Source organism: Providencia sp. 2.29 (assembly GCF_015832305.1).
Classification (GTDB): domain Bacteria; phylum Pseudomonadota; class Gammaproteobacteria; order Enterobacterales; family Enterobacteriaceae; genus Providencia; species Providencia stuartii.
Genome location: NZ_CP065420.1, coordinates 258373 through 270690, shown reverse-complemented (window position 1 = coordinate 270690; position 12318 = coordinate 258373). Strand labels below are relative to the sequence as shown.

Annotated in this window: 12 protein-coding genes; 11 read left to right on the top strand and 1 reads right to left on the bottom strand. The window is 44.2% G+C overall.

The features are described from left to right. Positions 1-79 precede the first annotated feature (79 nt). The 4 genes from feoA (at position 80) to I3B46_RS01135 (ending at position 4330) form a co-directional block, all read left to right on the top strand. Positions 80-310, top strand: a complete 231-nt coding sequence (gene feoA / locus I3B46_RS01150) for a ferrous iron transporter A (RefSeq protein ID WP_036942241.1) — start codon at positions 80-82, stop codon at positions 308-310. 56 nt (positions 311-366) lie between these two features. Beyond that, on the top strand, positions 367-2685 hold the full coding sequence (feoB, locus tag I3B46_RS01145) for a Fe(2+) transporter permease subunit FeoB (RefSeq protein ID WP_014657016.1): 2319 nt from the start codon (positions 367-369) through the stop codon (positions 2683-2685). 12 nt (positions 2686-2697) lie between these two features. Beyond that, the gene (locus tag I3B46_RS01140; RefSeq protein WP_040132687.1) at positions 2698-2949 is read left to right on the top strand and encodes a FeoC-like transcriptional regulator; all 252 of its coding nucleotides are present in this window, start codon (positions 2698-2700) and stop codon (positions 2947-2949) included. Between the two features lie 94 nt (positions 2950-3043). Next, positions 3044-4330: a hypothetical protein gene (locus tag I3B46_RS01135; RefSeq protein ID WP_053110251.1), complete on the top strand. Its 1287-nt coding sequence runs from the start codon at positions 3044-3046 to the stop codon at positions 4328-4330. Between the two features lie 44 nt (positions 4331-4374). On the opposite strand, the gene bioH is transcribed toward I3B46_RS01135, so the two are convergent. Continuing rightward, positions 4375-5154, bottom strand: a complete 780-nt coding sequence (gene bioH, locus I3B46_RS01130) for a pimeloyl-ACP methyl ester esterase BioH (protein WP_004923560.1) — start codon at positions 5152-5154, stop codon at positions 4375-4377. Between the two features lie 33 nt (positions 5155-5187). Between bioH and I3B46_RS01125 the strand changes: the two genes are divergently transcribed. The 7 genes from I3B46_RS01125 to I3B46_RS01095 all read left to right on the top strand — a co-directional run bounded on the left by I3B46_RS01125 (position 5188) and on the right by I3B46_RS01095 (position 12278). After that, entirely contained in the window at positions 5188-5871 is a 684-nt protein-coding gene (locus tag I3B46_RS01125; protein WP_014657020.1) for a hypothetical protein, read from the top strand. Positions 5872-5934: 63 nt separating this feature from the next. Further along, on the top strand, positions 5935-6513 hold the full coding sequence (nfuA, locus tag I3B46_RS01120; protein ID WP_014657021.1) for a Fe-S biogenesis protein NfuA: 579 nt from the start codon (positions 5935-5937) through the stop codon (positions 6511-6513). Between the two features lie 89 nt (positions 6514-6602). Then, positions 6603-6926: a thiosulfate sulfurtransferase GlpE gene (glpE, locus tag I3B46_RS01115; protein ID WP_004923549.1), complete on the top strand. Its 324-nt coding sequence runs from the start codon at positions 6603-6605 to the stop codon at positions 6924-6926. A 16-nt stretch (positions 6927-6942) separates the two neighbouring features. Beyond that, positions 6943-7788, top strand: coding sequence for a rhomboid family intramembrane serine protease GlpG (glpG, locus tag I3B46_RS01110; RefSeq protein ID WP_014657022.1), 846 nt, complete (start codon positions 6943-6945; stop codon positions 7786-7788). Positions 7789-7818: 30 nt separating this feature from the next. Then, a complete protein-coding gene (locus I3B46_RS01105; protein WP_004923543.1) occupies positions 7819-8577 on the top strand; it encodes a DeoR/GlpR family transcriptional regulator in 759 nt (252 codons plus the stop codon). Between the two features lie 294 nt (positions 8578-8871). Further along, positions 8872-10380 (top strand): glycerol-3-phosphate dehydrogenase, encoded by a 1509-nt coding sequence (gene glpD, locus I3B46_RS01100; protein WP_163761895.1) that lies wholly within the window; start codon positions 8872-8874, stop codon positions 10378-10380. A gap of 329 nt (positions 10381-10709) precedes the next feature. Further along, positions 10710-12278 (top strand): ATP-binding cassette domain-containing protein, encoded by a 1569-nt coding sequence (locus tag I3B46_RS01095; protein ID WP_104873061.1) that lies wholly within the window; start codon positions 10710-10712, stop codon positions 12276-12278. Positions 12279-12318 lie beyond the last annotated feature (40 nt).

The window sequence follows — 12318 nt, the reverse complement described above, 5'->3', positions numbered from 1 at the left end:
CTGTTTATGCTGACTTTTTACTTGTATCTCTCTTAATAACAATCATCAGTATTATTACCTATGACTAATGGAAGGCGATATGTCACTACTTCCTCAACACAGCTACAAAATACTCGGTTTTTCACCGCAGATAAGCCCCGCTTACCGACAAAAACTGCTCTCGCTTGGTTTATTACCGGGTTCCATTTTTAAAGTAGTACGTTTTGCTCCTTTAGGAGACCCAATACAAATCGAAACGCATCGAGTTAGTCTTGTACTACGAAAAAAAGATCTCGCCTTACTCAACCTTGATGAAGCCACGCCGACTTAATATCAGGTGTTGTTATACCACGTTACTATTTTGTATTTTTATTATCGGTAAACACTATGAAACCATTAACCATCGGCCTCATTGGCAATCCAAATGCAGGTAAGACAACGCTATTTAACCAATTAACTGGCTCTCGCCAACGGGTTGGTAACTGGGCTGGTGTCACCGTCGAAAGGAAAGTTGGGCGTTTTAATACGGCTGAGCATCATATTGAATTAGTTGACTTGCCCGGTACTTATTCGCTAACCACCATTTCAGAACAGACATCTCTCGATGAGCAAATCGCCTGCTATTTTATTTTAAGCGGCGAAGCCGATATGCTGATTAACGTCGTCGATGCCTCTAATTTAGAGCGCAACCTCTACCTCACTTTGCAATTAGTGGAGTTGGGAGTACCTTGCATCATCGCACTTAATATGTTGGATATTGCACAAAGCCAACACATTGAGATTGATGTTGAAAAACTGCAACAGCAGTTGGGTTGCCCTGTCATTCCGTTGGTTTCAACCCGTGCTACAGGGATTGATAAACTCAAACAAGCGATTGATAAACATCCTCAGAACAATATGACAGCGCTGGTTGAATATCCGGCGGCCTTATTACAAGAGGTGGATTCACTCTCTGAGCAGATCTCGGCGCAGCAATTTAGTCAGCAACAACGTCGTTGGTTAGCATTGCAGATACTCGAAGGCGATATTTATAGCCGCCAGCGCGCGAATATTACAGAAGCGCAATTGCAGGCCACTCAACAGCACTTAAAAGCTAGCTTAAATGAAGAGCCTGAACTGTTAATTGCCGATGCCCGCTATCAATCCATTGCGGCGATTTGTGAGAAATCCATCAATAACAGTGCCGCGGAGCCCAACAAATTAACGCAATCCCTTGATAGACTCATCCTTAACCGCTGGCTTGGCGTTCCGATTTTTTTATTTGTCATGTACTTAATGTTCGTCTTGGCAATTAATATTGGTGGCGCTTTGCAGCCGTTCTTTGAAGGTGCCTCAGAAGCCATCTTTATCCATGGTATTCAGTGGGTAGGGGCGTATTTCAGTTTCCCTGATTGGCTCACCGTCTTCCTTGCACAAGGTATTGGTGGCGGTATCAATACCGTACTCCCTCTCGTACCGCAAATTGGTATGATGTACCTGTTTTTATCTGTCTTAGAAGACTCGGGCTATATGGCACGAGCCGCCTTTGTGATGGATAGATTAATGCAGGCCTTGGGCTTACCGGGTAAATCCTTCGTGCCATTAATTGTGGGTTTTGGTTGCAATGTTCCCGCCATTATGGGCGCACGTACGTTGGATGCACCTCGTGAGCGCCTCATTACCGTATTAATGGCTCCATTTATGTCTTGTGGTGCACGGCTCGCTATCTTCGCGGTATTCGCCTCCGCGTTTTTTGGGAAAAGTGGCGCAAGTATTGTTTTTTCACTCTATATCCTCGGAATTGTTGTCGCTATCTTAACGGGTTTGCTACTGAAACATACCTTAATGCGTGGTGAAGCCTCTCCCTTTGTGATGGAACTCCCGGTGTATCATGTGCCCCACTTAAAAACGCTGTTGATCCAAACTTGGCAGCGCCTAAAAGGCTTTGTGATCCGTGCTGGTAAAGTTATCGTGGTTGCCAGTATGTTTATCGGCGCTTTAAATAGTTTTTCCCTTTCAGGAAAACCTGTCGATAATATTAATGACTCCGCTCTTGCTTCCGTCAGTAAAGTGATTACCCCTGTTTTACAGCCTATCGGAGTGCATACCGATAACTGGCAAGCCACTGTTGGTTTGATTACTGGTGCGATGGCAAAAGAAGTTGTTGTAGGAACATTAAACACCCTCTACACCGCGGAAAATATCACCGCCGAGCCATTCGATGCCCAATCCTTTGATTTACTCGATGAGTTGGGGGATGCAGTCGCAGAAACTTGGGATAGTTTGAAAGAGACCTTTACCCTAAGTGCACTTTCTAATCCAATCGAGGCAAGTAAAGGCGATGGTGAAATGGCTTCTGGATCCATGGGCACCATGGCAGCCAAATTTGGTTCCGATATTGCCGCATACAGCTACCTTATTTTTGTCTTGCTGTATGTCCCTTGTGTTTCGGTCATGGGGGCTATCGCTCGTGAAACCAATAAAAGCTGGATGGCATTCTCCATTTTATGGGGGCTGAATGTGGCTTATAGCCTTGCGGCTCTGTTCTACCAAGCTGCAACTTTTAGCCAGCACCCGCAAAGCAGCTTAATTATTATTGTTGCAGTTATCATATTTAATCTTGTGCTGTTTACCTTATTGCGCCGAGCACGGAGCAGAGTAACACTGAATCTGGCAAATCAAACCGCCAAATCCTGTTCCGACTGCTCAGGCAAAGCCTGCCACTAACGGGGAATAACGATGGTCAGCTTGTTACAAATCAGGGATTTCATTGCACTGTATGGGCAAGCTGACCTCGACTTACTCAGCCAACGACTCCATGCCCCTAAATCACTTATCCAAGCGATGCTCGATAAATTAGTCGCAATGAACAAAATCGAAAAAGTCGATATAACAGCCTGTTTAACCGGAACAAGCTGTAAAGGATGCCCCGAAAGCAGTAATTGCTCACACCCTTTATATAAAATAAAGTCACCCCCGCTCTGTGAGTGACTTACGCGACCTCGACAATGTCTCTTTTTTAAAGTTTTAATCAAATTACTCACTAAAATACATGACTTCATTCAGGTTAAAAGAGGAAGTATGTATGACAAGATTTGATAAAAGCCTATTTTTAAATAATACGCTTAATTACCTTCGTCAATTCGGCTATCAAGCAATCCCATCAGAAGTGAAATATAATTTAACCAAAGGCCTTACCGCTTATTTCCTCGTTACCTCAGTGAAAAATAGTGGTAACAGTTACATCAGCTTGTTATCGCGAGCGCAAGATTATCTTAATCGTACTCACTTAACTTCAAATAAAACCGATATCTCCCATGAATTACTCACAACAAGTATCAAAAAAGTACTTGATATCCAAAAACCCTTAGATGTGATTAAACGCTATCAAGACTATCATGCCAGCTCTAGCAAAATTGATCGCCGAGGTTTAGGCGTCAAACAATCACTCGCAACCCACCGAAAAGCAGATGTTGAAAGCAGCCAACATTTCAAAAAATATAGTGACAGCGTTCATCAATTAGCTGAACAATATTTTAATGCACTAAAAAATAAAGCACTTAAAAACGTTGATGAGCTCGACCCCTCATTAAATAAGGTTTTATTTAAAAAATTACTCAGCAGATACCCCAATAATTTATCAAAACTCATTACCAAATCCGATAAAAGCCTAATAGAGGCCTGCTTTAATACCGCTGCGGAACAAATGCGTTGCCCCAAGTTAAAGCAATATGACCAATTTATGGCAAAAAATGGATTTATCACAGCGAGTGAAACTGAGCTTAGCTATTTTTTTCAAATAAAAACGCCTGTTGAAATTAAACTAGGGTTACGTGAAGACGCCCGGCAGGCTGAAACAGGCAATAAAGAGACAGGGATACAAATTTTTGCCGGTAAAGATACATTAGCGGCCTATATCCGTAAAAATCCAGCGGATGATGTCACAACTTTCACCCTCTTTGACCCTAATGTCGGTGTTGAAAAATTCTATAGTATTGACGCCTTTCTTACGACGCTGATTAGCAAAGCTACGGCTTATAACCTTGAAAATGGCTATTCTACCGAAACATTGAAATACAAAAAGTTTTATTACCACCGACCACCTGCCGCCGACCAAGAACAAACGGCAACCCATCGTGCAAACCTTTTTGCGCCGTCCGCGCCACCACTCCCTTTTGAGCCTTCCGCCCCACCCGAGGCGTTGATGGCAGAAGACACGGTTGGCTCTACCTGCTCTGCCGTTCCTCCATCTTATGGCGAACTATTTCTAGGGGATAAATCCCCTTTAGCGCTCCATGACGCACATCTTTCTGGGCAACACAACGCACCAGCTCCCCCTTATGCCCTATTTTCGCCTACCCAGCAACGTTAGTTTTATCATTTTACTCAGTGGCTTATTGCCACTGAGCTAATAGGTCACTCTTCCAATCGTGCCAGAAAGTCCAGTAAATATTCACAAAATTCATCTGGATGGGAAATGAAGGGTGCATGGGCGCTATGGCGCATCACAACAGAAGGTGAATTAGGATAACGTTCATCAAGTAATGTCGCGACTTTACGTGGCACCAAACCATCTAAGTAACCATAAAGACGTAAAAATGGCACGGTGAGAGCTTTAAGCTCCTCACGTAAATCTGTAATACGTAAAATTTCTAGCCCTGCATTTAGAATTTCCACTTTTGGCATAGGCTGCTCCAGCACCACAGATTTTAGCAATTTAGCATCTTGACGAGCGCTTTCAGTGCCTAACGTTTGCAATGCTAAAAAACGTTCGACTGTGCGCTGAAAATCTGTCGATAGTTGCTGTTCAAACCCAAGTAGCACCGTTGATTTTATCCCTGGCCAGCTCCCCTCATGGGCTTGAAAACAAGGTGATGAAGCGACCGTAATCAATCCTTTTACCTGCTGAGGATGGCTAAGTGCAATATGACTGGCGATTAATCCCCCCAGTGACCACCCGAGCCAAATAGCCTCTTTAGGCGCCTGTTGCCATAAAGTATCAGCCATCGCGGCTAAATTCATCGCATCAAACCCTTGGCTACGACCATAGCCAGGCATGTCAACTAAATGCAAACGAAAATGCGGTGAGATTCGCGGAATAATGGAACGCCACACTTCGGCATTCAGCCCCCATCCGTGCAGCAACACAAGATCTTGAGAACCTTCACCGATTGTCTCCCAGTACAACTGCGTCATGGTTACACTCTCTTTTTTCACAGGAATATGCTTATGCTAACAATGCAAGGTGCCTGTTGGCTATGCCAGCAGCCATTAAAATTAGTGGATCACGGGATTTGTGCGTTCTGCATAAAGCGCATCCCAACCATGTCAAATGTCTGCCATCGGTGCGCACTACCAGCCGAACAAGGCCACATCCTATGTGGTCGCTGCTTAATTCAGCCGCCTGCGTGGCATCGGTTAATCGCTGTTAGCCCCTATCAAGCCCCTTTACGTAAATTAATCCATCGTTATAAGTTTAACCCACAGCCTCAATTAGCTTTCACGCTTGCTAAAGTGTACGCATTACATTGGCTTAATGGTTATCGCCAGCAGCTTTGGCCTAAGCCTGATAGGCTTTTGACAATCCCTTCACACCCTAAGCGGCTATGGTTACGTGAATTTGACCACATTGCTTTTATCGGTGAATATTTAGCCAAGTGGTTAAATATTGCCTATTCACGAAATTCATTATTGCGCACTCGTGATACACTGGCTCAGATAACATTAAAACGTAAACACCGCCACAGCAATCTTAATGGCGCATTTACCCTAACAACCCCTGTCATAGGGCAGCACGTCGCTATTTTTGATGATGTGCTGACGACAGGCGCGACGATGCAAGCCGCGGCACAATTGCTGATTTGTGCGGGTGTAGAGACAGTACAGGCTTGGTCACTCTGTCGCACCTTGTAGGAATGGGGCAAATGGGCGTATTATAACCAACTAAAGCGGTCAACTATTATTGAGCAAATGATTATGATTAATATTACTGAAGCAGCACAGGCTCATTTTGCCAAATTACTGGAAAACCAAGAGCCAGGCACCCAAATTCGCGTGTTTGTCATCAACCCAGGCACACCTTCTGCTGAATGTGGCGTTTCCTACTGCCCACCGGACGCTGTTGAAGCAACAGACCAAGAATTGAAATTTGAGCGCCTATCCGCTTATGTTGATGAGATCAGCGCACCATTCTTAGAAGACGCAGAAATTGATTTCGTGACAGATCAGTTGGGTTCACAACTGACGCTCAAAGCGCCTAACGCAAAAATGCGCAAAGTCTCTGATGACGCACCTCTTATCGAACGTGTTGAGTATGTTTTACAATCACAAATTAACCCACAACTTGCAAGCCATGGCGGTCGTGTCTCACTGATGGAGATCACTGATGACGGCTTTGCTATTTTACAGTTTGGTGGCGGTTGTAACGGCTGTTCAATGGTCGATGTCACATTAAAAGAAGGGATTGAAAAAGAACTTCTCAAAATGTTTGAAGGCGAGCTAAAAGGTGTTAAAGATCTTACTGAGCACCAACGTGGTGAGCATTCGTTCTACTAATTGTTCACCTAAACTTGCTAATCTGACGGCGCCCGTATCTTATTGCGGGTGTCTTTTATTATTTCATCACCTTTATAATTCGGTATTTTATGGAACAATTTGAGACGCTAACGCCTGCACAGGCATACCAACATTGGGTTGATGGCACCGCGATATTAGTGGATGTTCGTGACCCACAAAGCTTCCGTGCGGGGCACGCAAGTGGCGCCTATCATTTGACCAATGAAACACTGAGCGCATTTTTAGCACAAACAGACTATGAGCAGACCATCATGGTGATGTGTTATCACGGTCATAGCAGCCAAGGAGCTGCACAGTACTTAATTAATATTGGCTTCGAATCCGTCTACAGTATCAATGGTGGTTTTGAGGCTTGGTTGAGGGAATATCCACAAGCCGTTACGGCTCTCTAAGCGAGAAAATCCATTCATGATCCATGTTGTTTCATTCACAAATCCCAGAATGGCCCAGGCTTTTGTCGATTATATGGCAAGCCAACATATCGAATTAAAAGTCCATCCTGTTCCAGAGCAGCAGCAAATAGAGCTTTGGCTTCAAGATGAGCAATATCTCGCAAAAGTACAGCAAGAGCTTAACCTTTTTTTGCAAGATCCATCAAACCCCCGTTATACCGAAGCAAGCTGGAAAATAGGTAACACCCAAACCGCGTTTAAATATCGCAACACTTTGACCTTGGCTAATCTCAAAGCACAATCAGGTCCTTTAACCATCGCCGTCATACTGATCTGTGCTGGCGTTTATTTTTGGTTAGCCATAACCCAGCACCTTGATGTGCTACGTTATCTTGCATGGCCACGGGAAGGGCAGCAATTTGAACTTTGGCGGTGGTTTAGCCCTGCATTCGTTCAATTTTCCCTATCTCAGCTCATTTTTAACCTCGTTTTGTGGTGGTATTTAGCTAGCCAAGTTGAACGTAGGCTAGGCTCCGGTAAATTACTAACGATCTTTTTAGTATCTGCCTTATTCTGTAATTGGGGGCAATCGCTGTATAGTGCATCTAATTTTGGTGGACTATCTGGGGTTGTCTACGCGCTGATCAGCTACGTTTGGCTAATGGGTGAACGTCAACCCGAAAAAGAGGTCAGTGCTCCGAGAGGGTTAATCATTCTAGTTGTTGTTTGGCTCGTGTTAGGTAACTTAGAAATTTTAGGTCCTGATATCGCAAATGCCTCACATATATCGGGGTTAATTATCGGATTATTGATGGGAATATGGGATAATCGACATACTTTTACATCCCATCGCTCCAGATAGAACATACATATTTAGTTAGAGGCTAACACCGTGAAACAGACCCAGAGACATGATGCAATCATCGAACTCGTTCGCCTTCAGGGCTATGTGAGCACTGAAGAGCTTGTTGAGCATTTCGAGGTTAGCCCTCAGACGATCCGCCGTGACCTCAACGACCTCGCAGAACAAAATAGGATCCAGCGCCACCATGGTGGTGCAGCCCTGCCTTCTAGCTCGGTTAATGCGGCCTATCACGACCGTAAAATCATGTGGTCAAATGAAAAAGCTCGCATTGCTCAACGCGTTGCCAGCCAGATCCCTGATGGTGCAACCTTATTTATCGATATCGGTACAACCCCTGAAGCCGTGGCTCATGCACTGGTGAATCATAAAAATCTACGGGTCGTGACCAACAACCTAAACGTCGCCACACTACTAATGCCAAAAGAAGACTTCCGCTTGATCCTCGCGGGTGGCGAAGTACGCTCACGCGATGGCGGCATTGTTGGTGAGGCAACTCTGGATTTTATCTCACAATTTAGGCTGGATTACGGTATCTTAGGGATCAGCGGCATTGATATGGATGGTTCACTACTTGAGTTTGATTATCACGAAGTGCGCACCAAACGCGCAATTATCGAAAACTCACGTTGTGTGATGCTAGTCACTGACCACTCAAAATTTGGTCGTAATGCCATGGTCAACCTCGGCAATATGAATCTGATCGATCATTTATTTACCGACAAGCTACCACCTGAAAGCATTCAAAAAGTGATTGAACAGCACAATGTACAACTCGAGCTGTGCTAATACTTTAATCTAGATGGTAGTATCGGCTACCATCTTTCCTTTCCTGCCAAACTTAACCTTTTCGTTAACCCTCTCGATAACGCTCTCAATGACATTCTTTCGTTAATGTTCGAACATTTTCACTTTGTAAAAATAGTCACAGTATATGTGTGGTTATTGAAAATAATTTGTTACCTTTATCACGAGTTGTTGTTTTTTGTTGGTTAACAGTTGGCATATTAATCGATTTTGATTACAATCAAATGAGCGAAAACGAACATTATAGAAAACGTTTCGAACATCTCAGGGGGATGCATGGAAACTAAAGACTTGATTGTAATCGGCGGCGGTATAAACGGCGCTGGTATCGCGGCAGATGCCGCTGGCCGTGGATTATCTGTATTGCTGCTTGAAGCTCAAGACTTAGCAAGTGCGACATCATCTGCGAGTTCAAAACTGATCCACGGTGGTTTACGTTATCTTGAGCATTATGAATTTCGCCTTGTGAGTGAAGCACTTGCTGAACGCGAGGTGTTATTAAAACTTGCGCCACACATTGCGTTTCCAATGCGCTTCCGTCTGCCGCACCAACCTCACTTACGCCCAGCTTGGATGATCCGTATTGGCTTATTCCTGTATGATCACTTGGGTAAACGTACCAGCTTGCCCGGCAGTAAAGGGTTAAAATTTGGTCAAAATTCCGTCCTTAAGCCAGAACTTAACAAAGGTTTCGAATATTCAGACTGTTGGGTCGATGATGCGCGTTTGGTTGTATTAAACGCTCAAGAAGTAGTACGTAAAAATGGTGAGGTTCGCACACGTACAAAAGTCACTCGAGCCTATCGTGAAGATGGCTTATGGGTGGTTGAAGCAGAAGACCTGCGCACTGGTGAAAAAGAAACTTGGAAGGCGAAAGGTTTAGTTAACGCCACTGGCCCATGGGTAAAAGAGTTCTTTGACGATGGTTTGAAACTCAAATCACCTTATGGCATTCGTCTTATCAAAGGTAGCCATATTGTTGTGCCTCGCGCTCATGATGAGCCACAAGCTTATATTTTACAAAATGAAGACAACCGTATTGTGTTTGTGATCCCTTGGATGGATGAATTTTCCATTATCGGCACCACCGATGTCGAATACAAAGGCGATCCAAAAAATGTTCGTATTGATGACAATGAAGTGAACTACTTACTAAAAGTCTATAACGATCATTTCAAAAAACAGTTGAGCAAAGCGGATATTGTTTGGGATTACTCAGGGGTTCGTCCATTATGTGACGATGAGTCTGATTCACCACAAGCCATTACACGTGACTACACACTCGATATTCACGATGAAAATGGCAAAGCACCGCTGCTGTCTGTTTTCGGCGGTAAATTAACCACTTATCGTAAACTCGCAGAAGCGGCTGTCGGTAAACTTGCGCCTTACTACCCAAATGCAGGTGCAGCATGGACTAAAAATGGTGTGCTGCCTGGCGGTGATATTGAAGGTTGTGATCGTGATGGTTATGCACGCTTACTACGTCAACGTTACAATTGGCTACCAGAAGGCCTTGCTCTACGTTTTGCAAGAACATACGGTAGTCAAAGCAAGTTGATCCTCGAAGACGCTAACTCACTCAGCGATCTTGGCGAAGCATTCGGTCATAACGTCTATGAAGCAGAGCTACGTTACTTAGTCGAACATGAGTGGGTTACTGAATTAGATGACGCTATCTGGCGTCGTACCAAATTGGGCATGTGGCTGAACGAAAGTGAAAAACAGCGCATCGCACAATGGTTGGCAGAGCATGTGAACGTCGCTCAACCAGCCACAGTTTAGTTGTAAAAATCTCGTTGGCAATGCACCAAAAGCCAGTCGGTTTATCATCGGCTGGCTTTTCTTTTGGAATTTATACTGACCCATAGAGCACAATACCTACTACTTTATCAGTTGCCTAAACGCATAGAGTTTGATTAAATAATCAAATCACTCTTTCTTCCACCTAGCTAAAGGTATTCCCCGACGATGATTTGAGATCTGCCAGAAAATGCTTACAGATACCCAACACGGTATTTCTTTTTCTGTTTTTGGCAGACAATGGTCATCAATCGTCTCATTTCTTGAAAGATAGCACGCTGTTGTCTGCCCCCTGCTCTCAGGAGGTACACATGACTGTTGCTTGTCATTTTTCACAACTTAATATCGAATTTCACCAAACAGCGCTTTTTCCCCCCTTAAATGGCTCCTTGATATGCCAAAAAAATGCGTTAATTGGCAACAATGGCAAAGGAAAGTCTGTATTAATGCGGCTACTTGCTCAACAAATGCAACCAACCTCAGGCTACGTTAGTTGGGCGATGCCTTTTATGCACGTTGACCAGCTCACACGCTTAGAAGGAGATACCATCGCAGACGCTTTAGGTGTTAGCCCCTTGGTCGATGCATTTACAAGAGTCGATTCGGGTAATGCGACTATGGAGGACTTAGAGCTATTGGAAGATAAATGGCACTTACCTGCCATTTGGCAGAGCTTATTGGACTCAGCCAAATTACCCGTGATGATAGATGCTCCAATTAATCACTTAAGTGGTGGTGAGCGAACTCGTCTTGCATTATGTCGAGCCTTCTTACATAAAGACCATTTTCTGTTATTAGATGAACCCGATAACCACCTTGACCATGAGGGTCGCCAGTGGCTAAGCAATAAATTGGCAGAACATAAAGCAGGCTCTTTGGTTATTACTCATAACCGAGCTTTACTGGCTCATATGCAAATGATTTTTGAGTTAACCGATAAAGGGCTACATGAATATGGCGGCAACTATGCCCTTTATGAAGAACAAAAACATTTTGCTATGGCAGCCATTGAGGCCAAAACCGAACGGCTAGACAACCAAATCCGCCAAGAAAAACGCCAACAACACGCCACGTTGCAAAAAGCAGAGCAACGACGCAAACAAGGCGAAAAAGTTCGTTATAGTGGCTCTCAGTCCTTATTGCTACTGGATATGCAAACCAATCGTGCGCAAAAAAGACAATCTAACGTGGCTGAACGCCATCAGCGTGTTATGAACGATTTACAAGGCCAATTACAGGACGTACAAGACAAACAGATCCATAATAAACAACAGAAAATGACGTTAAATTACCAGCCAGATGGTCGTAAGGTCACGATTTTTGCCTCTCAGCTACAACTGCCTTATGGCTACACGGAGCCTGTTTCTTTCACTGCCTATACAGGAGAACATTGGCACATTAAAGGCCGTAATGGCAGCGGTAAATCAACATTGTTAAAAACCCTTGCGGGGACGATTGCTGCGATATCCGGAGAATACCGAATTAACCCTGCATTTTGTTATCTCGATCAACATCTCAATTTATTGGATAAAACCCTCCCCGTCGCGGAAGCGCTACAACGCTATCAACCTGCATTTACCGTTGAACAATGGCGCACCCAATTGGGTATGCTCAGGATCCGAGGGGATAAGTCACTCCAACCACTTAGCCAACTTAGCGGTGGTGAACAACTAAAAGCGACGCTATTAGCGCTAACCCATAGCCCAACCCCCCCTGCGGTATTGTTACTGGATGAACCCGATAACCACCTTGATTTAGATTCAAAAACATTATTGGAAGGATTACTCAGCGACTACAAAGGCACGCTTTTTTTGGTGTCGCATGATGAGACTTTTGTCGAACAATGTGGGATGACCAATGAATTAGTGCTGGCAAATTAACCTTTTTATGCCATTGGCTGCCTACTGGCAGCCAACGAGC